Origin of the sequence: Westiellopsis prolifica IICB1 (genome assembly GCF_004323185.1) — a bacterium.
Taxonomy (GTDB): Bacteria; Cyanobacteriota; Cyanobacteriia; order Cyanobacteriales; family Nostocaceae; genus Pelatocladus; species Pelatocladus prolificus_A.
In genome coordinates this window covers 3,264,394-3,284,695 of record NZ_NAPS01000001.1, presented here as the reverse complement: position 1 = coordinate 3,284,695, position 20,302 = coordinate 3,264,394, and the positions used below count along the sequence as shown (strand labels likewise).

17 protein-coding genes and 2 pseudogenes are annotated in these 20,302 nt (G+C 40.3%); 11 read left to right on the top strand and 8 right to left on the bottom strand.

Features of this window, described 5'->3' with window-relative positions:
* Positions 1-130 precede the first annotated feature (130 nt).
* The 3 genes and pseudogenes from B4U84_RS13445 to B4U84_RS13435 all read left to right on the top strand — a co-directional run.
* Positions 131-430: pseudogene (locus B4U84_RS13445) on the top strand (IS4 family transposase); the annotation flags it as partial.
* An 82-nt stretch (positions 431-512) separates the two neighbouring features.
* Positions 513-764: pseudogene (locus B4U84_RS13440) on the top strand (type II toxin-antitoxin system RelE/ParE family toxin); the annotation flags it as partial.
* Positions 761-1,087: a helix-turn-helix domain-containing protein gene (locus tag B4U84_RS13435; RefSeq protein WP_017312806.1), complete on the top strand. Its 327-nt coding sequence runs from the start codon at positions 761-763 to the stop codon at positions 1,085-1,087. The pseudogene B4U84_RS13440 and the gene B4U84_RS13435, both read left to right, overlap by 4 nt.
* Here B4U84_RS13435 and pgm read toward each other — a convergent pair.
* Together pgm and B4U84_RS13425 are read right to left on the bottom strand one after the other, a co-directional pair.
* The gene (pgm, locus tag B4U84_RS13430) at positions 1,084-2,748 is read right to left on the bottom strand and encodes a phosphoglucomutase (alpha-D-glucose-1,6-bisphosphate-dependent) (RefSeq protein WP_131118460.1); all 1,665 of its coding nucleotides are present in this window, start codon (positions 2,746-2,748) and stop codon (positions 1,084-1,086) included. The two genes, B4U84_RS13435 and pgm, sit on opposite strands and share 4 nt — an antisense overlap.
* 245 nt (positions 2,749-2,993) lie before the next feature.
* The gene (locus B4U84_RS13425; RefSeq protein ID WP_017312808.1) at positions 2,994-3,884 is read right to left on the bottom strand and encodes a polyphosphate kinase 2 family protein; all 891 of its coding nucleotides are present in this window, start codon (positions 3,882-3,884) and stop codon (positions 2,994-2,996) included.
* Between the two features lie 847 nt (positions 3,885-4,731).
* Between B4U84_RS13425 and B4U84_RS13420 the strand changes: the two genes are divergently transcribed.
* A protein-coding gene (locus B4U84_RS13420) for an IS630 family transposase (protein ID WP_242677622.1) occupies positions 4,732-5,786 on the top strand; the annotation gives its coding sequence in 2 pieces (ribosomal slippage) (positions 4,732-5,124 and positions 5,127-5,786; 1,053 coding nt in all).
* 117 nt (positions 5,787-5,903) lie between these two features.
* On the opposite strand, the gene B4U84_RS13415 is transcribed toward B4U84_RS13420, so the two are convergent.
* Positions 5,904-6,725, bottom strand: coding sequence for an ATP-binding protein (locus B4U84_RS13415; RefSeq protein WP_131118459.1), 822 nt, complete (start codon positions 6,723-6,725; stop codon positions 5,904-5,906).
* A gap of 345 nt (positions 6,726-7,070) precedes the next feature.
* Entirely contained in the window at positions 7,071-7,277 is a 207-nt protein-coding gene (locus B4U84_RS13410) for an FHA domain-containing protein (RefSeq protein WP_131118457.1), read from the bottom strand.
* A gap of 234 nt (positions 7,278-7,511) precedes the next feature.
* Between B4U84_RS13410 and B4U84_RS13405 the strand changes: the two genes are divergently transcribed.
* Together B4U84_RS13405 and B4U84_RS31605 are read left to right on the top strand one after the other, a co-directional pair.
* Positions 7,512-8,528: a serine/threonine protein kinase gene (locus B4U84_RS13405; RefSeq protein ID WP_131118455.1), complete on the top strand. Its 1,017-nt coding sequence runs from the start codon at positions 7,512-7,514 to the stop codon at positions 8,526-8,528.
* A 79-nt stretch (positions 8,529-8,607) separates the two neighbouring features.
* A complete protein-coding gene (locus B4U84_RS31605) occupies positions 8,608-9,396 on the top strand; it encodes a M15 family metallopeptidase (RefSeq protein ID WP_242677621.1) in 789 nt (262 codons plus the stop codon).
* Positions 9,397-9,476: 80 nt separating this feature from the next.
* Here B4U84_RS31605 and B4U84_RS13395 read toward each other — a convergent pair whose 3' ends face one another.
* A complete protein-coding gene (locus tag B4U84_RS13395; protein ID WP_131118453.1) occupies positions 9,477-11,918 on the bottom strand; it encodes a phosphoketolase family protein in 2,442 nt (813 codons plus the stop codon).
* A gap of 173 nt (positions 11,919-12,091) precedes the next feature.
* Here B4U84_RS13395 and B4U84_RS30600 point away from each other — a divergent pair, with 173 nt between their 5' ends.
* A complete protein-coding gene (locus B4U84_RS30600) occupies positions 12,092-12,259 on the top strand; it encodes a hypothetical protein (RefSeq protein ID WP_017312815.1) in 168 nt (55 codons plus the stop codon).
* A 534-nt stretch (positions 12,260-12,793) separates the two neighbouring features.
* Positions 12,794-13,606 carry a 2-succinyl-6-hydroxy-2,4-cyclohexadiene-1-carboxylate synthase gene (gene menH, locus B4U84_RS13390; protein WP_131118451.1) on the top strand — a complete coding sequence of 271 codons (813 nt, stop codon included), beginning with the start codon at positions 12,794-12,796 and terminating at the stop codon, positions 13,604-13,606.
* Between the two features lie 8 nt (positions 13,607-13,614).
* Here the strand turns inward: menH and B4U84_RS13385 are convergent, their stop codons facing one another.
* Complete coding sequence (locus B4U84_RS13385; RefSeq protein WP_017312817.1) at positions 13,615-14,265, bottom strand: glycoside hydrolase family 24 protein; 651 nt, start codon at positions 14,263-14,265, stop codon at positions 13,615-13,617.
* A 122-nt stretch (positions 14,266-14,387) separates the two neighbouring features.
* Positions 14,388-15,047, bottom strand: a complete 660-nt coding sequence (locus B4U84_RS13380; protein ID WP_131118449.1) for an SDR family oxidoreductase — start codon at positions 15,045-15,047, stop codon at positions 14,388-14,390.
* A 175-nt stretch (positions 15,048-15,222) separates the two neighbouring features.
* Between B4U84_RS13380 and B4U84_RS13375 the strand changes: the two genes are divergently transcribed.
* Entirely contained in the window at positions 15,223-15,924 is a 702-nt protein-coding gene (locus B4U84_RS13375; RefSeq protein ID WP_017312819.1) for a DUF1997 domain-containing protein, read from the top strand.
* Between the two features lie 139 nt (positions 15,925-16,063).
* Here the strand turns inward: B4U84_RS13375 and B4U84_RS13370 are convergent, their stop codons facing one another.
* A complete protein-coding gene (locus B4U84_RS13370) occupies positions 16,064-16,534 on the bottom strand; it encodes a DUF4079 domain-containing protein (RefSeq protein WP_017312820.1) in 471 nt (156 codons plus the stop codon).
* 108 nt (positions 16,535-16,642) lie between these two features.
* Here B4U84_RS13370 and B4U84_RS13365 point away from each other — a divergent pair, with 108 nt between their 5' ends.
* On the top strand, positions 16,643-17,920 hold the full coding sequence (locus B4U84_RS13365; RefSeq protein ID WP_131118447.1) for an ankyrin repeat domain-containing protein: 1,278 nt from the start codon (positions 16,643-16,645) through the stop codon (positions 17,918-17,920).
* A gap of 393 nt (positions 17,921-18,313) precedes the next feature.
* On the top strand, positions 18,314-20,113 hold the full coding sequence (locus B4U84_RS13355; protein ID WP_131118443.1) for a hypothetical protein: 1,800 nt from the start codon (positions 18,314-18,316) through the stop codon (positions 20,111-20,113).
* Positions 20,114-20,302 lie beyond the last annotated feature (189 nt).

Here is a 20,302-nt window from a genome sequence, read left to right as displayed (position 1 = left end):
CTAGGGATGGAACACAAGTCATTGTCTCTTGAAGGGGTGCTGATGTACAGTCCCCCCTTTTATTCGCGAGAAACAATCGCGAATATTTTCCCCTTCTCCCCATCTCTTTGCAAAATTGGGATGCTCCCGGGGAACTTGGCTATTTTATGCGATTTTAGTAGATTTAGGAGATGGAGTAGCAGATGAATTAGAAATACCGTTCGAGCATATTTCTTTAGAGATGATTTATCGAGGTATGTATCATTTTTCTGTAGCTTATGAAAAAGGATTAGAGTCAGACCCAATTAAGTATTTTGCTGACCCCAAAAATCGGGATTTAGGAATTGTCAAGCGAGAGCGAAAACCTAATACCAGGCTGATTGTCTCCCCCTTTCCTGCTACTCAACGAAGCCCCGAAGAATTTTTTTTCCAACCCTCCCTTAATAAATAGCGCCACATTTTAATTTTTCACTCCGACAAATACGAGCATTTGTACTTATTGACAAAAGTGCTTTTAGCTTAACTTGTGACCAATGGTACAAGCAGGGGAAACACCAGTGAATGCCAAGCCTTTTAAAGGGGTTGGAAGCGGTGTGTATGAAATTGTCAAGCGTTATGATACAGATACATACAGGGCGGTTTATGCCGTGAAAATTGGGGAAAAAATTTATGTTCTGCACGCTTTTCAGAAGAAATCAAAGAAGGGGATTAAAACCCCACAGAGCGACGTTGACTTGATTAGACAACGCTATAAAGACGCACTCGTGCTGGAGGAACAACTATGACAGAAAAAACCGTTTTTGAACAAAGCAGTGGTAACGTCTTTGCTGATCTCGGTTTGGAGGATGCAGAGGAACTTTTCACGCGAGGTAAAATTGGGATTCAGGTAATTCGCTTACTAAAGCAACGTAACCTGAAACAGCGGGAAATTAGCAAACTGCTTGGAATTCCCCAGCCAGAAGTATCGTATTTGATGCGAGGTGAGTTTCAACGGTTCAGCGAAGGGAAACTTCTTGCTTTCCTCAAACACCTCGATACCGAAATCACCTTGCATCTTCGCCCTCGCAATGCAGGAACCCAGGCTACTGAAACGGTGGTGTCGCTTTAAACGACATTCGCAACAATTTCTGTTGCTTCTTGCAAAATTTCCTCTAGATGAGCTTCGCTCTTAAAGCTTTCAGCATAGACTTTGCATACATTTTCTGTACCAGAGGGACGAGCTGCAAACCAACCGTTTTCTGTTGTTACTTTCAATCCACCAATTGGGGCGTTGTTACCGGGAGCATTGGTTAATTTGGCAGTAATGCGATCGCCAGCTAGGGTGGAAGCTGTCACATCTTCCGGTGCGAGTTTACCGAGACGTGCTTTTTGTTCTGGCGAAGCGGGAGAATCGATCCGCTTGTAGAATGGTTTGCCCAATTTTGCAGTTAAATCTTGATAGTGCAAACCAGGATCTTTCCCTGTACGTGCTGTAATTTCAGCCGCAAGCAGATCCATAATTATACCATCTTTATCTGTTGTCCAGACGGTTCCATCCTTACGTAGGAAAGAAGCGCCGGCACTTTCTTCACCACCAAAGCCAAAGGAACCATCAAGCAAACCGTCTACAAACCACTTAAAGCCGACGGGGACTTCACAAACTTGGCGTCCAATCTCTTTTCCAACTCGGTCAATCATGCTGCTGCTAACTAAGGTTTTGCCGATCGCACTTGTTGTTGGCCAGCCACTACGATTAGTAAATAAATACCAAATCGCTACCGATAAAAAGTGGTTGGGGTTCATCAATCCCACGCTGGGGGTGACGATCCCGTGACGGTCTGAATCTGTGTCATTACCGAAAGCAATATCGTAGTCATCTTTAAACTTGACTAAGCCAGCCATAGCGTAGGGTGATGAGCAGTCCATACGGATTTTGCCATCCCAATCTACGCTCATAAAGCGGAAAGTCGGATCAACGGTGTTGTTAACTACGGTAATATTTAGACCATAACGTTGTGCGATCGGTTGCCAGTAGGCAATATTCGATCCACCCAAGGGATCAACACCGATGCGGATACCAGAGGATCTAATTACGTCAATATCAATAATATTTTCGAGATCGTTGACGTAAGGAGTAATAAAGTCAAAATAGTGAGTCGTGGCTGCTTGTAGCGCAGATTCATAAGCAATTCGGTTCAGATCCCGGTTATTATTTACCATTAATTCATTGGCGCGGGTTTGAATCCATTTAGTAATTTCTGGTTCCGCGGGTCCACCGGAAGGTGGGTTGTATTTAAAACCACCATCACTTGGGGGATTGTGAGATGGGGTAATAATAATCCCGTCTGCTAAATCGCTAATTCTACCTTTGTTATAGGTGAGGATGGCGTGAGATACTGCTGGTGTTGGTGTGTATTGTGCATAACCTTCACCTGCGGCGATATAAACTTCTACATTATTTGCTGCTAGGACTTCTAACGCAGACTTTTGAGCAGGAGCCGAGAGTGCATGTGTATCCATACCCATGTACAGCGGCCCATTAATACCATGGCTCTTGCGATATTCAGCAACCGCTTGAGATACTGCAAGAATATGGTCTTCATTGAATGTGCCATTGGCAGAAGTACCACGATGGCCTGATGTTCCAAAACTAACACGTTGTAGTGGATTATTCGGGTCGGGATGAACCGTGTAGTACTGATCCAAAAGCTGTTCAACATTAATCAAAATCTCGGCTGGAGCAGGTTTACCGGCTAGGGGATTGGTTTGTTCTACTGCTGTTGTCTGCATTTGCCCTCGACCTATGCTGCTATGGTTTGGCTACGTCCAGAATACCGTGAAACTATGCCAAAACAACCACCCTAAAAGAAGATAAGAGAGTGTGGGCATGGGGCATTGGGCATTGGGAACAGACTTGTTAAATAATTCCCCCCACACTTCCCACACTCCAAGCACACCCGACACTTTCCCCACTCCCAGACGCGATGAATCGCGTCTCTACATTACTTCCCACACTCTCCCTTGTTCAAATTCAATTACTCCTCTGTTTCGAGGATTTCCTTTGCTTTTAATAGTTCTGTGTAATGTTCTTCACTGACTTTGGGATAGGCCAAGTTGAGGGATTTCATCTTCTCGTAGAGAAAATAAGCTACAGAAATGTGCGTAAACCATTTATGGTCAGCGGGGATAATATGCCAAGGCGCCCATTCTGTATTAGTATGATTAAAAATGTCTTCATAGGCTTTTATATATTCATCCCATAATTGCCGTTCTTTGGCATCACTGGTTGAAAATTTCCAGTTTTTTTCAGGAAGTTCAATTCGCTTCAAAAAGCGCTTTTTCTGCTCTTGTTTTGAGACATTGAGGAAAAATTTTAGGACTAGTATGCCATTATTAACGAGATATTTTTCAAAGTTATTTATCTCTTCAAACCGTTGTTGCCAAATTTGGTTATCTTGTGTCTGGGAAGGTAACTTTTGTCTGGCTAGGAGTTCTGGATGGACACGCACCACTAATACTTCTTCGTAGTAAGAACGATTGAAAATCCCGATGCGCCCACGTTCTGGTAAAGCTTTAAACGATCGCCACAAATAATCGTGATCTAGTTCCTCGGCTGAAGGGGTTTTGAAACTAAATACTTGAAAACCTTGAGGATTAACCCCTGACATGACGTGTTTAATCGTGCTATCTTTACCAGCAGCATCTAAAGCCTGAAGCACAATCAGCAAAGCATAAGTATCTTGAGCATAAAGCATATCCTGATACTTCGCTAACTCTTTGACCTCCCATTGTAATACCTCTTTGGCTTCACTTTTTTGGAAATCGCTCTTATAGTCTGGGTCAAAGTCTTTCATCTTGATCTTTGTACCAGGATTGACGATCATAGTTTTGGGATTCAAGCGAGTTAGGAAGTCCGCGTAATTCATAAGTTTATACTCAGTAGTTGAAAATAAGATTTATTTTTTCACCACATAGACGCGCTAGCAGCTAATTACCCTACCTAGCCCTTTCGGGCAGCTACGCCAACGGAACCCTCTACCCTGCGGGAAGCTAACGCAACGAGGGAACGGGAACCCATTCTCTTAACAGAAGTCGCTACGCGCCTACCGGAACGGTAGACACAAAGACACAAAGACATTAAATACACCTTTGTGTAAAATCATAGCGTTTTTAAACGCAGAGGGATGCACAGTCAGCGCGGAGGTTCGCAGAGTTTTTTATAATTATGTTAGTTACAAATTTGTGAAATTTTGTACTAATGAGATTAGTTATATGTTTTGCCTTTGATTTGTAGTATTTTCTTTTGGTGCAGATTTCGCTTCAGTATATTTTTGAGAATGAGTTACAGAAGAATCTTTCATTTGATGAGCTAATTTTTGATTTTTGCCCTCATTTATATTTTTGCCTGGTTCTTTTGGTTGAGGAGAACGAGTGGAAGAAGATTCTCCTTTCTCACTCTTATTTTTATCTGGATGAGATATTTCTTTGGATTGAGATCTGATCTCACTAGATTTAGCAAAATGACTTGGGGAAGGTTCTCCAATTTGTTGAGCTAACTGGCGATTCCTTCCTATATCTATATCTTTTTTTTCATGATGTGCTTCTTTAGATTTTGGTGATAGTTCCTTTAATTTTTGAGAATTAGCCTTGCTTATTGTTTCAGATTCATGTTTATTATTAGCTTCTTGTTGTTTTAAGTAAGTCGGCGCGAAAAAACCAAACTATGTAAAGATAAGTAAACAGGCAAAATACACCTACCGAGGTTATTGAAATATGGGCGCTCGTTTAAGGGTCTTTCTGACTCGTAAACAAGATCAAACCTTGTTAAACCTGAGAAAAGAAGATGTACCACAGAAAGTCAAAGACCGAGCAGAAGTGATTAGATTAAATGCACATGGCTGGTATGTTGAAAAAATAGCTGCTCACTTTGCCTGGACTTCAGAAACAGTGAGAGAAGTTTTACATAAGTGGCAAAAGCTGGGTATAGAAGGACTTTGGGATAAACCAGGTAGAGGCGGGAAAACAAAGTATAAGGAAGAAGACATAGTTTTTTTGGAAGAATGCCTCAAAAAAGAACCTCGTACATACAACAGTCTTCAACTAGCTCAAAAATTTTATTGCGATCGCAAAATTAAATTGAGTCCCGACAGGTTAAGACGGGTACTCAAAAAAAGGGGGTCATTTGGAAGCGAGCAAGAAAAAGTCACAAAGGTAAGCAAAACCGAAAAACCAGAGAAATAAAGCAAGCAGACTTAGATATGCTGGAATTGTCTGCTGCCACTGGAGAAATAGACCTGAAGTATTTAGATGAATCGGGTTTCTGCATGTGGAGTGAACCAAGTTATACTTATTACCAACGAGGAGAGCAAAAATCCTTAGAACAAACCAAGCGTCGTGGTCGTAGATTAAGTATTATTGGACTTCTTCAACCTTTAATCAGCTTTGTTTACGGTTTAGTGATTGGCGGTGTTAATCGTAAGTCTTATATCCAAATGATGGAGCAAGAAGCGGCTGATGCAGAAAGGATTGGACGTATTAGAGTAATCGTGCAGGATAACGGTCCAATACACCGATGCCACGAAGTTCAACAGCTATGGTCAAAGTGGGAAAGTCAGGGTTTATACATCTTCTTCCTACCTAAATATTGTTCCCAGATGAATCCAATTGAACTGGAGTGGCAGCATCTCAAAAAAAGCGAACTAGCAGGAAAAATGTTTGACGACGAGTTAGACCTAGCCTATTCAGTAATTGGTGGTGTTCAAGCTAGAGGAGAAAGAGGTAACTACAGCACACGGCGTGTTAAATTTAACTCCAATCATTGTTCTTAATTTTTCGTTACATAGTTGGAAATTTTCCTGCCGACTTACTTAGTATCCTCCAAGTAGTCTTTTAGAATTTTCATCCATAAGTTTTTAATCTCGATTATTTTTAAACATTTAATCAATTTAATCGTAATATCCATTATCAAAAACAATAACTGCTTCTACAGCTTCTTCTGGATATTCGCTAGCAGATGGAGCATATAAACTAATGCCAAATTTATAAGAGGTCAAGCCAGTATCATCAATTTCAACTTCATCATCAATTTTTTGAAACCATTGTTTTAATTCACTGAATTTTACTTGCAGCAAATTTATTTCCATAAATACTGGTTCCGCAGGTTCAAAAATTTCAATTGCTTCACAAATACCAGGTTTTTTATAATATATATGAATGCCTAAATTATTAAATGAGTCTGTAGGTGTTTCTGAAGTATGCGATCGCCATAATGTTTCTAATAAGTAGAGGGAAGTGTTAGTTTTTCCACTACCGGGAACACCGCTAATTAATAAGTGCTGGGTAAGTTGTTTTTTACTCAGATGCAGTGTCCCAATAGAGATTTCCTCTGTAATTTTACTGCTTTTTTCTGGACGACGGGCATCATTAGCACCAGCAACAGAAGGTAATCCCCAAACACCAGTCCGATCAGCGATGGGTAGACAATAGACACTGTGGACTTCTTCTGGACTAAATAACCAAGGAAGACGGTTTAAATTGTAGGTATTTCCCCAACGATGAAGGGTGAGGTCTACCCAGTTCTGGCGTACAGCCATTTTCTGAGGTTCTGTTTGGGTGATTTTTACTTCTCCACCTCCAGCAATCTGATTTTCTGCGGGTGGTTTACCGTTGATCGCAGATTGTAATGCAGCAATGATCGACTGTGGTAAGGCACTTTCAGCAATTATGCTGATGGTCATTTCAAAGGGCGATCGCCAACTATTTTGCAACCGTGTCCAAGCTTGGGATGCGTGTTCTTATTGCCAAAAATAGGGGGTGTCTGATACAACGGGCTGAGATTACTTTCAAGACAAAACGACTACATAAATGGCTTACAATAAGCTGCTTGCCACACCCATAACTTGACTAACAAGTTTGCCAAGCGTAATTGCTGACGTAGCACTCGCTTTCAATGAATCTAATATTTTATGAATTCCTTCTAGTTTTTCAAGTGTTCGCGGTTTATTAGGCTCTGGTCGATCAACAGCTTTAATGGACTCATATTTGATTTCTGAAATACACGTAGGGGAGGCAAAAAGGGGTGTAGATTTTCTTCCCCCTTTGTTGCCGTTGTGTTACGCCAAAGGCTGACTACTACCCAAGTCAAGAACGTGCCAAGTATTACTTTGTTGATTGAAACTCAATTTCAGATGATGTGTCGATACAACATTATTATTTGGTAAATAAATATCACAATCTTTCCCACTCCCCACTACGTACTCTCTATTAGGTGTGATAGTCCAACTTTGACCTGTTTGTTCAAGCAGTAAACTTAATTTCATTAGTGTTAAAAGCTACTTTAAAATGTTTACAAATTCTGACACAAACAACTATAACTCCGTCTGATTGGACTACAAAGGGACGGAGAAAAATCATTGTATTGCTACTGAATATAGTAAGATTAATATCATTTTATACTGGCTCAAAATTATAATTTAATATTTTTTTAAATATACTCAGATACTAATCGAATAGTCATATAATTAATCAAAGTCTTTATTTAGACAGTCAACCTTATGGTTCGTAAACCGAGTGATTTGATACATGATCGGTATCAAATTAATCACATAATTACGCAAAAACCGTTTGAAGTTATTTATCTGGCACAAGACCAAGTTCAATACAGCGAAAGCTGCATTTTACGAGAGTTTATATCTACAGAAATTGGCAAAGCTGCAATTATTGGAGAACAGTTTCAGCAACAGTTAAGTAAACTGCAAGGTATAAAAAATCCTCACATTCAACAACTGAAAGATTTCTTTTGGGAAAGTGAAGGGCTGTTTATTGTTCAAAACTATATAGATGGACAGAGTTATCAAGATTTAGTGCGATCGCGTTCTGTTCTTAGTGAAGCCGAAGCTATTGAATTACTAAATCATATTCTGCCCGTCCTCAGCTATTTACACAGTCAACAAATCACCCACGGAAATATTTCACCTAGTAACATCTTGTTACAAAGTCATGATAATTTGCCAGTATTAATAAACTTCGGGGTAATTGCAGATATCCTGACTCAGATGGGAGAAAAAAACTCGGAAATAAAAATATTGGATCGAGTCAGAAGACTTTCAGCAAATATGATTCCACTTGGTGAAAGCGAAGATATATATGCTTTAGCTATTACCATAGTCATGCTGCTGACAGGCCAAGAAATTGAAATTTTGTTCAATTCTCAAACTCAAAGTTGGGAATGGGAGAATTGGAAATTGGTCAGCGATCAATTTGCTTCTGTGTTGAATCGAATGCTAGCAGTACAAGCATTGAATCGTCTTGATAATGCTGAGGTTGTTTTGCAAACATTAAACTTTTCCTTTGCACCTGCTGTTCCACCTCCACCCCCACTTCCAATTCCTTTTGTTGCACCGATTCCAGTTCCTGATCCTTGGAATCAATCGATACCGAATTCAGTTCAACCCCCGGTATACACTTTTGCTCAGTCTTCTCAGCCAGGAACAATAAGTACAGTACCTGTAAGCGGAAGAAATTGGCAACTAGGAGTCATTTTAGGATCTGGGATAGGGTTAATTCATTAACAAATTATAAAAATTAAATGGGTAATAATCTCTACGATAGGGGAACAGATAAAATTAACTCTTTAATTCCTTTTTGAGAATGCATAGAAAACATTTAAATAAAACTTATTTCTTAATTGCGACGATAGTAGCATTAGTTGTGATATTTTTTGGACTCTATTTATTGATCATTTCATCTGCTAAATTGTCGGCTAGATTTCATCATAAATTTCCCACTGCTATTGTTACTAATCAGCGAAATTCAAGTCCTTCGCTTGCAAATGAACCAGTATTAACGACTCCTTTGGAAGTAGAAAAATTAAATTCTAATTTTTCTTTGCCAACAACTATTCCTAGCCCAACCTCTTATGGACATTTTGCTTATTTACATGCATACCCAAATCAATTAATGACTGTAGCTAGCTATGCGACAAAAGAATACCAACGATTTGAGTCCCTAGCTCCAGAGACTGCAAAAGCACTTATGAAAATGATTTATGCTGCTAGAGATGAAAAAGTCTGGATTATACCTGTCTCAGGTTTTCGCACAATAGAGCAGCAAAAAAAATTGTTTGATGAACAAATAAAGCGTCGTGGCTCTATTCAAGAAGCAGCAAAAATTAGCGCACCACCTGGTTATAGCGAACATCATACTGGCTATGCTGTAGATTTAGCAGATGGTCACTTTCCCAAACAAGATATAACTTTGAAATTTGAAGATACTGATGCTTTTCGTTGGCTCAATCGTCACGCCCAAGAATTTGGTTTTGAGTTGTCTTTTTATAATAATAATCCACAAGGTGTAGGTTATGAACCATGGCATTGGCGATACATAGGTTCACCGGAAGCTGCTAATATATTTGCTCAAGCAAGAAAATCAAATCAATAACTCTTCTATAGATCCCCGACTTTTTAAAAAAGTCGGGGATCTGAACACCCAGGACTCATCAAAATTAATGGGACAGACTACTAGTACGGCCACTTCCAATTGATAATTTCTGGCTTATCCATTCCGTGTTCATAGGCGTAGTTACGACAAGAAATTTGCTCATCCTTGAGCATTTCTTTAACGTGAGCGCCTGCGACTTTGAGTTTAGGAATCCGGTCAATAACATCGATCGCAATACTAAAACGATCAATTTGATTTTGGATCGCTAGCTCTAATGGTGTGTTAATATTACCTTTTTCTTTGTAACCACGCACGTGCATGTTGTTGTGGTTGTGACGGCGATAAGCTAGGCGGTGAATTAACCAGGGATAGCCGTGGAAGTTAAAGATCACTGGTTTATCGAGGGTAAATAGACTATCAAAATCGCGATCGCTCAAACCATGGGGATGCTCTGTATCCGGTTGTAACTTAAACAAGTCAATCACGTTCACAAACCGAATTTTCAAGTCAGGGAAATTATCTCTCAACAAAGCCGATGCTGCAAGTGCTTCTAAAGTGGGAATATCACCTGCACACGCCAGCACTACATCTGGTTCTTCACCAGCATCTGTACTCGCCCACTCCCAAATATCTATACCCTTGGTACAATTACGAATCGCAGTTTCCATGTCATGGTACTGCAAGTGTAGTTGTTTGTCAGACACAATCACGTTGACATAGTTTTCACTCCGCAGACAGTGATCAGCAACTGACAGCAGTGAATTAACATCAGGCGGAAGATAGATGCGAACCACCTCTGGAGTCTTGTTGAGTATCACATCCAAAAAACCCGGATCTTGGTGGGTAAAGCCATTGTGGTCTTGTCGCCAAACCGTAGAGGTAATCAGGATGTTGAGCGACGAAACATTTGCTCGCCAGCTAATATGATTGCAAATTTCTAGCCACTTGGCGTGCTGACCCACCATTGAGTCAATGATATGAGCAAAGGCTTCGTAGGTGGAGAAGAAACCATGACGACCAGTGAGCAAATAGCCTTCTAGCCAGCCTTCCAAGGTGTGTTCACTCAGCATCTCCATGACGCGACCATCGGGAGAAAGTTCACCACCGTCAGCATCTTCTGGTAAATACCCTGCAATCCAGAACTTTTTGCTGGCTTCGTAAATCGCACTCAGCTTGTTAGAAGTGTTTTCGTCAGGGCCAAATACCCGGAAACTGGTCATATTGGCCTTCATGACATCACGCAAGAAAACACCCAGAGGTTTGGTATTTTCCGCATGGATTTGTCCAGGTTTTTCCAGTTCAACGCCATACTTGCGGTAGTCGGGTAATTTTAGAGAGCGACGTAATACACCACCATTAGCATAGGGAGTTGATCCCAAACGTTTTAAATCAGTGGGTGCACTATCTTTGATTTCTGCTATTAGCGTACCATTAGCATCAAAGAGTTCTTCTGGCTTGTAGCTGTGCATCCATTCTTCCAAAAGTCTCAGATGCTCTGGATTATTATGCATTCCTCCCATCGGTACTTGATGAGCGCGCCAGAAACCTTCTACTTTGTGTCCGTCTACTTCTTGAGGACCAGTCCAACCTTTGGGAGTACGCATCACAATCATTGGCCAGCGAGGACGGGTGGGAACACCGCTACTACGAGCTTCCTGCTGAATTTTGTGAATTTCACTGATGCAATGATCCAGTGTTGCAGCCATTGCTTGATGCATACTTTCAGGATCAGATCCTTCCACAAAGTAGGGAGTGTAGCCATAACCATTAAACAAATCTTCTAGCTCTTTGTGGCTGACACGAGACAAAATGGTAGGGTTATTAATCTTATAACCATTTAAATGCAAAATAGGTAATACTGCACCGTCGCGAATGGGATTGATGAATTTGTTGGAATGCCAAGAAGTTGCTAAAGGCCCAGTTTCGGCTTCTCCATCTCCAACGAGTGCTGCAACAATCAAATTGGGGTTATCAAATGCAGCACCATGAGCATGGGATAGACTGTAACCGAGTTCGCCCCCTTCGTGAATAGAACCAGGAGTTTCAGGAGTACAATGACTACCAACTCCACCAGGGAAAGAGAATTGCTGGAAAAACCGCTTCATTCCCTCTTCGTCTTCGCTACAGTCGGAGAAGTAGTTGGAATAGCTACCCTCTAAGTAGCAAGGGCCAAGAAATCCAGGCGCACCGTGACCAGGCCCCACAATATATAACATGTCCTGATCAAATTTCTTGATCACCCGGTTCAGGTGGGTGTAAAGAAAACTGATCCCCGGACTAGAACCCCAATGTCCCAGCAAGCGGTGTTTAATATGTTCAGGCTTGAGAGGCTCTTTTAGCAATGGGTTATCCCGCAGATAAATCATCCCCACAGCTAAGTAGTTGGCTGCACGCCAGAAGGCGTGCATCTTGCGGAGTTCATCAGAACTGAGGGGCGCACCCTCAACTGTAGACCGTGCTTGACCGTAACTGGTAATAGAACTAATTTCTTCGGAGGTTGGTTTTTGGGGTGTTGCTACCATTTTTTTGCACCTTTGTAATTTTATTTTGAATTCGCAATTAAATTTGTGAGTAAGTCGGCACAAATAGACATCTGGTGAAATTAAATATGCGTTATCCAGAACCCTGGTAGAGACGTAAGAGTGCTACGTCTCTACATTCTTTTTCACGAGATGTCTAATGTACCAGACGCGTCATGGCACATCTCTGGTATTTGGGGTTGTTATTTGTGATTGGTCATTGGTCAGAGTTTGGTGCATATTTACTTTTCGTAGCTCGCGTTATGTTTATTCAAACTGACTTACCTAGCATTGCAAAAAATCATGCTTTTGTAGTGATTGCACTTTCAGGAAGAAAATCTTAACTATCTTGAGGTAGAAATAATGTAAAACAAACAAACTTTTTCATAATTAAATTAGGTAAATACCCCTCACTCAACTACGTTATTGAATTCTTTGTTCCTGAACTAGGTTAATGGCAAGCAAACGTTCCTATTCTATCAGGCGAAATCCTATATGATTTATGAGAATCGCAAAGCTCAGACCCTGAATTATCCAAGAAGTCGATGATAAGCTGTTATGCATTTAAATTGTATATTTTGCGATCAATCAAGTTGTCAACAGTCAAGAGTCCAGAGTCAAAGACTAGCTTGGACTTTGGACTCTTGACCGAACAATTTTAGATTTTAGATTTTGGATTAAAATGAAAATCTGGTGTATTTTTTATGGAAATATTTTACTTAGGTTAATGCTGATTATCAAGTAATCTTATGTGATAAGCTTTTCTTAACCAAATATTTTCTATTTTTTAATTAAAATATTTGCCACAGATAATTTTTATCTTTTGTTTGTACTAAGGACTAAAGTCCTCACTACAAACTTAAAATAATACAATAGTCATGACAATAGCAAATTACCAATTTTATTATTCTTGCGATGGCGTTCGCACTCAGCCTGTAATCCTTTTCCTTCATGGATTTATGGGTGATAGTCATGAATTTGCTCAAGCTATACAATTGCTCAAACATGATTTTTATTGTCTAAAAGTAGATTTACCAGGACATGGAAAGACAAAAGTTTTGGGAAGTGAAGATTCCTACACAATGACAAACACTGCTCAAGCTTTAATTGAATTATTAGATAATTTACAAATTCATCAATGCTTTTTAGTTGGTTATTCTATGGGGGGTAGATTAGCTTTATATCTCACTTTGTATTTTCCCCAGAGATTTCCTAAAGTTGTTCTAGAATCTGCTTCTCCTGGTTTACGAACAGCACCAGAACGTCAAGAAAGAAGAAACCGGGATGAACAAATTGCGATAAAACTAGAAAGATGTCTTGAAAAAGATGATTTTCTCATTTTTTTACGAAATTGGTATCATCAGCCAATTTTTGGCAATATCAAAAATCATCCGCAATTTCAGCATTTGCTAGAAATCAGAATACAAAATAATCCTCTAGAATTAGCCAAATCTCTACGGTTTATGGGTACTGGCTGTCAGCCTTCTTTATGGGAAAAACTCCAAGATAATCACAATGATTTATTATTACTTGTTGGTGAAAATGATAAAAAATTTGTAGATATAAATCAACAAATGGCAGAAATATGTCAAGATTGTCAGCTAAAAATAGTTAGTAATGCCAGTCATAATATTCATTTTGAAAAGCCAAAGGATTTTGTAGAGAATATTAAGATTTTTCTGAATACATAGTTAGTATTTCACCCCTTAGCACTTTTTAATTCTTCCTGTAGCATTTTCTGATAAATCTTAGGTAAAAGAGGACTCACAGAATTAGTTTCAATACCATATCCTAAACTTGTCCAGGTGGGAGATAGTCGCCGCAAAACATCATTTATTTTTCCCTGACGTAGTAACTGGGAAATATTCACTCCCCAAAATTGAGAATCAGTCAACCAACTATGCACAACTGTATCTTGATATTCTGGTTCAAAACTGTAATGAACCCAAAACATCATTCGCATTGGTTTTGGATGATATTTGGGTGCGATCGCATACCAAGTTGTGTTAATCATTTGGTATCTCCCGGCGGCTGTCGAACAATTACCTTTGTTGGGACCGACAACAATTGTCACACACTTTTGTGGATGGCGACTGAGATCATTCACATGTTCCCCACCATACAAAAGCGAGTAAGGACGATTACCACTAGCTTCACTAGCTGAGATAGTTCGCATTAAGGCGCGAATATAGGGATCACCACCTTGCATGACTAAGGGTGGTTGTCTGGTAGTGAATACAGGATCAGGACGCGATCGCAAATCACCGATAATATACCACTGGAATAAATACACAAATATTAATAAAGCAGCCAGTGGTCCAATGAATTTTTCAATACCTTTAAATTGCAAGCCTTTCAGATTTCAACTCCTTCACAACTTGGTCATTAGTTATTGGTCATTAGTCATTGGTTACTGATAATTGATCTTACAAATGACAAATAACTAATGACAAATGACAATTAAATTTTGTTTCAAACCACACCTGCAAATAAGTCGCCAAAGCTTTTGGATGCAGCTTCTGGTTTGGCTACAATCTCGACAATTTTATTTCGTGCTGCTGGCTCAAATAAGGCTTCAATACAAACTTGAGCAACTTTTTGCCGAGGAATGCTACCTTCAAACAAGGTATCCGCATTTTGCATGACGATGGCATCGGTGTTATCTTCATTCTTAAGACCACCAGGTCTGACAATTGTGTAAGTCAAACCACTCTTTTGCAGATATTCCTCAGCTTGTTTCTTCCAAACCAAAATTAGCCAGAACAAGTTGAGAGGATGGAAAAATTGCGAAGCAGCCAAAGAAGAAACCATGACAAAATGTTCTATTCCCTTAGCTTTGGCAGCATCGACTAAATTTTTATTGCCTTCGTAATCTACTTTATAGGGGCCTGTAGGATCAAAGCTAGGTTTTGCCCCTGTAGCAGATAAAATAACTGTACTATCTCCCAAAGCAGTAGCTAGACTTTGTTGATCTAACACATCACCTTCTACTAACTCTACTTCACCAGGCAAAATACTCCTTGCTTTCTCAACATCGCGCACCAAAGCGCGAACCGGAATATTTCGCGTCGTCAGTTCTTGTACGATGCGACGACCTGTTTCTCCTGTTGCTCCTGCGACAAAAGCTTTCATTTTCTACGTTATCCTGGGAAACTAGTATGTCTTTTTTCTGTCTCTATTGTAGAGATTCGATGAAATTTATGATTTATTTTAAAGTTTTCGGTCAAAATGTACATCCAGTACGAAATCTTGCACTTAGTTCGGGAAATATTAATTTAGACAAATAAAAAAAATATACAAACATCTTATGCTTTCAAGAAACAAAGAATATCAGTCAGTAGAATCATTTGAGTCCTTGGAATCAACAGAAGTTGTTTTATCTGTGGCATCATTGATCGCAGAAAATGAAGTAGTACATATAGAGAAATCTGTAGGCACAACTACCATGTTTTGCGGTCGTTATCAAGACAAAATGGAAATGTATGCTTCTGCTGACACCGTTGCTGAGTATTTAAATAATCATGCTAGTTGGTTTTCCCGTTGTGCCGAACCGATGAAAGTAGAACCACTAGGGGAAAATGGTTATGCTTTGGTAATTGGTCGCTTTGGATCTTTTGGTTATGAAGTGGAACCAAAAATCGGTCTAGAACTGCTTCCTCCTGAGGATCATGTTTACCGCATTCGTACAGTTCCGATTCCCGATTATCAAGCTCCTGGTTATGAAGTAGACTATAATTCTTCGCTACAGCTCATAGAAATTCAAGAGTCTTCAATTACTACAATTTCCAGTGAAATCACAACAGTAGAGTGGGAATTGGATCTAAAAGTCTACATCAACTTTCCCAAATTTATTCAGCGATTACCCAAATCTTTAGTACAATCTACAGGCGATCGCGTACTTCATCAAATTATCCGCCAAGTCTCCCGTCGCTTAACTCGCAAAGTTCAAGAAGATTTTCATCAATCTTTGGGTATAGAACTACCAGCCAATGTCAAGAAAAATAAATGAGTCAATAGACGCGATTTATCGCGTCTGTACAATAGTCCAGAGTCAAATGTCAATTGTCCAGAGAATTTTATATTGACCATTGACCCTTGACCCTTGACCCTTGACCCTTGACCCTTGACCATTGACCCTTGACCAATGACTAAGCACTAGTCAGAATTTTTTGCACAATTTGCATACCTGTGATAGCTTGCCAAGTAAACAGACCCAAAAGAGTAAAGTTCAGCAAAATATGAGTAACACGGGCCCAATTTGCCCCTTTTTGCATATAGGGAGATAAAGCAGCAGAAAAGGCAATTGTACCAGTCATCCCCAGCCCTGCTAATAGGTGTGGTCCCACGAACAACTTACCATTATTAATATAGGTGACAGCCATCCCACCAATAGAGCCTGCCACCATCAGAGCCAATAATATAGAACCAATTTGGTAGTGTCTGACGTTGTATCTACCTTTAATCAATTCTTTCTTTTGTTCACCTTGAGAATTTCTGGTACGCTGAACTTGCAGCCCTAAATAGGCAGCATATACAGACCCCAGTAATAACGCCCACATCATGATTGGGTGGAAAAACTGCGACCAGTATTTTACCGATGGTGATAATTCCAGATTCATTGCCTTTGCCCCTATTCTTAAATCTTCATAAAAATTAGCATAACCTTTATTATTGACTCTTGACCCTTGACGATGGACTATTGACTAGTGACCAATGACTAATGACCAATGACCAATGACGCTTTACTGCTAAAGGCTGTTAAAACTGGTGATATTAAGCAAGTGCAGGCGCTACTGGCTGCGGGTGCAACACCTGATGTGAGCGATCGCGAAGGTACAACAGCGTTGATGTTTGCTGCTAATTTTGGCTATACGGAAATTGCGCGATCGCTTCTAAATTATGGAGCTAATCCTAATTTATCCAGAAAACGCTACGGTTTAACAGCTTTGATGTTGGCTGCGAGTGCTAAGAGTCTTGACATTGTGCGACTTTTAGTATCTAGGGGTGCAGATGTGAATGCTACTAATGAAGATGGTAGTACGGCTTTGATGGCAGCAGCACTAAAAGGGTATGTGGACGTGGTACAAGTCTTACTGGGGGCGGGTGCAGATGTCAATGTCAAAGATAATGATGATGATACTGCTTTGAAAGTAGCACTCAAGCAAGGACATGTTGCTGTTGTGCAAGCAATTGTATCAGTCAGTACAGATATTAATGCCCAGGATGAAGAAGGTGAAACCCCGTTGATCCTAGCAGCAGATTTGGGAAATTTGCCCATTGTACAAGCATTGTTGGCAGCGGGAGCAGATGCGAAACTGCAAAATCGCGATCGCACCACCGCACTATCAGCAGCAGTCGCAGCTGGACATAGTGCGATCGCAGCCTGTTTACTAGATGCAGGCGCGGATGTAAATTTTCCAGATCAAGATGGTGAAACTCCTTTGCATCTAGCGGTTGTAGAAGGTTATACCGATGTGGTGGAAGTATTACTCCGCCGGGGTGCAAATGTGCAAATGAGAAATAACCTCGGCGATACACCTTTGCTTGTTGCAGCATTGCAGGGACACAACCAAATAGTCGAAATGCTACTGCGGTACGGAGCAGATGCAAATGTGAGAAACTTTGGTGAACTACCTCTAACCTTGGCAGTCACCCAAGGACACAGTGAAATAGTACAGATATTATTAGAGTTTGGTGCTAATCCCAACATCCCCGCAGATGACGGTAAAACACCGTTAATCAAAGCCGCAGAACGCGATCGCACCAGCATTATCCAGCAACTACTAGCCAAAGGTGCAGATATCAATTTTCAAGATTCAGCCAAAGCAACAGCCTTAATGTGGGCAACTTCACGGAGTTACATAGAAAGTGTGCAACTATTGTTACAAGCAGGTGCAGACGTAAATTTAAAAAATCAAGGCGGCTACACAGCCTTGATGCTAGCAGAATTTAATGGCTATCAAAATATAGCGCACCTGTTGCGGGCAGCCGGGGCGATGGATTGAATAAGGGACAAGGGAGAGGGGGGAGACAAGGGAGAGGGGGGAGATAAGGGAGACAACTTATCAGTTATCAGTTAACTGTTATCAAATTAAACTGCTCACTGTTAACTAATTCATACCCGATCCCCAATCCCCAATCCCCGTACTCTATGAGAAGCCGCTGACGCGTCTACGCGTAGCGTCTCCTCTGGAGAATCCCCGTTACCCCTTATCCCCAGAGGGGGCCCCACCTTCCCCGATCCCCAATCCCTCTTTTTCAAACAGAATACTGAAAAAAAAGTAAAAATTGAGACTATCTTTTGGTTGCATGTAAAAATTACACCAAAAGATAGTTTTTTTGCGTGCATAAGTTAGTCTTGCTTACGCCCATTACATAATTACTACAAATACAAAACTATGAGCGAAAATAATTCTTCATTAGAAAACCATGATCGCTTGCCGTTGCGATCGCCAGAAGAAGTAGATTTAAATTATTTCAATGCTTTTAGAGGCCCAGATGATCAGGGAGGCTTACCGATCAAGGATATGAGGCGGTTATTCTACAAGATGATAATTGTAGATGATGAAAGTTTGGTGGATACGGAAACTATTAAAGTTCCAGGATTTATTGGTATTTCCGATCAACCGCAAGTGTCAGATCCTCAAGGTAATATAGTTTCTGGCTACGAAGATGTTCTCAAGTTTATAGATAAATATGGTCTTTTAGTTTGTACTTTTCAATACAACAAAGACAGGTATGGTAAGATTATCGATTTGCGCTGGCCTCCCAATGATCAGGAACAATATGAATTGATGGAGATTTTCATCAAAAATGAGGGACACCACTCTGGCGCGATCATACCAGCCCAGAACTTTGCAGGGGAGAAAGCATTTGCCAGCTTCAACGAACCTGATACGTATCACAATGGGATGTATGGTAACGATGGCTTTGTGTCTGTTGCTCAACGTTTAGTATTTCCTGAGTTTGTCACTCCAGAACAATCTCGTGGTTACACTGACAGTATCATCTGTTGGATGGCATTAATTAATCCATTTGTGCAATTTGCGGCTAATGATTTTAATGGTGGTGATCCTACCCGTGTTTGCGATCGCCCCTCACTCAAAGAATTTTTGCACAATTGCGCTCTTGCTAGCCTTGGTTATCCAGAAGCACTGGAATTTCTTAGCCGTCCAGAAAATACAGCCTACTGTGCAGAGTTTATCTATATCAGCCTGAATACACCTGTTTATCCTTTTAACAAGCAAGGTTTGACTTTGCTATTAGATGGGGATGAAGCAAAAGCACTAGAGATACTTAAATTCCAAGAACATCAAAATAATAGACAGGAAAATATTCTCAGCTTCAAAAGCGGTAATCCGCAATTTAAAGCTTTTAATATTCAAATGCCATTAGTACCAGCAGATTTACCACCTTTAGATGTACTAATGTCTAAGCATGGGCAAAATATTGATCCCAGCAGTATTCCCTTTCCGCCTTTTAAATTATCGCAAGTATTGCGTCGTGCTTTCCGTACATTGCTTCCCCGCAGCAATGCCAAAAACAATCCAAAAATAGTCCAAGCACAAGTTAAACTCTTGGAATATATAGAGCCTTTAATTATGAGGCAATTAGGTATTGGTGTTTTTAATCCCCAACCAGTACCAGCACCCATACCACCAATAGTAGTACCAGCACCAATAGTAGTACCTGCGCCAGAACCCCCAAATCCTCCCACTTCTGGTAAGAAATCTGCAAATAATACTCCTAACACTTCTCCTCAACCGACTCCTCCACCTATCCCTCAGCCCGAACCTCAACCCGAACCTCAACCCCAGGAAGATCCCAGAATACCTGCGGTTCGCGAATTTATCAAATTTGTCCAAGCAAAATTACAACAGCAGTACAACAGCGATGCAGAGTTTGATAGTACTTTCGATGCAATCATGGAAAAAGCAGATAGTCTGGTAGTAAATAACGACTTAAAATACTTTGTACCACCGCGTATTTACATAGATTTAGGACAAAATGACGGTGATGATAACTTACCAAAAGGTTGGGGTTTTGGGCTGGAAACTGTAGGTGCATTGATTTATCGGGGAGCAATTAAAGGTACTCCCCAACCTGTTGCTGAAACTCCTCAGCAGTTTTCACAACAAGTAGCAAATCAAAATTCTCAACCTAGTACAACGCAACAATCAAACAAGTCAAAAGTTTGAAATACTTATAATTTGATTCGCTTGATTAGTTCATAATTCCCAATGAACCCCACCCCGGTTTTGTCTAACGCCAAAACCTCCCCTCCCCGCACGCGGGCAGGGCTGTTTCATTCTTAAAAGGAAAAAAGTGGAAACTTTGAAATCTCGTTCTGTTTTGATTAGATATTCGTTATTAACGAACTAAAAAAG

Bases quoted from the DNA above. Each gene is read 5' to 3' on its own strand.
- B4U84_RS13380 (WP_131118449.1), bottom strand. From the start codon at position 15,047: ATGAAAGCTTTTGTCGCAGGAGCAACAGGAGAAACAGGTCGTCGCATC.
- B4U84_RS31605 (WP_242677621.1), top strand. From the start codon at position 8,608: ATGCATAGAAAACATTTAAATAAAACTTATTTCTTAATTGCGACGATA.
- B4U84_RS13375 (WP_017312819.1), top strand. From the start codon at position 15,223: ATGCTTTCAAGAAACAAAGAATATCAGTCAGTAGAATCATTTGAGTCC.
- menH (WP_131118451.1), top strand. From the start codon at position 12,794: ATGACAATAGCAAATTACCAATTTTATTATTCTTGCGATGGCGTTCGC.
- B4U84_RS13410 (WP_131118457.1), bottom strand. From the start codon at position 7,277: ATGAAATTAAGTTTACTGCTTGAACAAACAGGTCAAAGTTGGACTATC.
- B4U84_RS13425 (WP_017312808.1), bottom strand. From the start codon at position 3,884: ATGAATTACGCGGACTTCCTAACTCGCTTGAATCCCAAAACTATGATC.
- pgm (WP_131118460.1), bottom strand. From the start codon at position 2,748: ATGCAGACAACAGCAGTAGAACAAACCAATCCCCTAGCCGGTAAACCT.
- B4U84_RS13370 (WP_017312820.1), bottom strand. From the start codon at position 16,534: ATGAATCTGGAATTATCACCATCGGTAAAATACTGGTCGCAGTTTTTC.
- B4U84_RS13435 (WP_017312806.1), top strand. From the start codon at position 761: ATGACAGAAAAAACCGTTTTTGAACAAAGCAGTGGTAACGTCTTTGCT.
- B4U84_RS13395 (WP_131118453.1), bottom strand. From the start codon at position 11,918: ATGGTAGCAACACCCCAAAAACCAACCTCCGAAGAAATTAGTTCTATT.
- B4U84_RS30600 (WP_017312815.1), top strand. From the start codon at position 12,092: ATGGCACATCTCTGGTATTTGGGGTTGTTATTTGTGATTGGTCATTGG.
- B4U84_RS13405 (WP_131118455.1), top strand. From the start codon at position 7,512: ATGGTTCGTAAACCGAGTGATTTGATACATGATCGGTATCAAATTAAT.
- B4U84_RS13355 (WP_131118443.1), top strand. From the start codon at position 18,314: ATGAGCGAAAATAATTCTTCATTAGAAAACCATGATCGCTTGCCGTTG.
- B4U84_RS13365 (WP_131118447.1), top strand. From the start codon at position 16,643: ATGACCAATGACGCTTTACTGCTAAAGGCTGTTAAAACTGGTGATATT.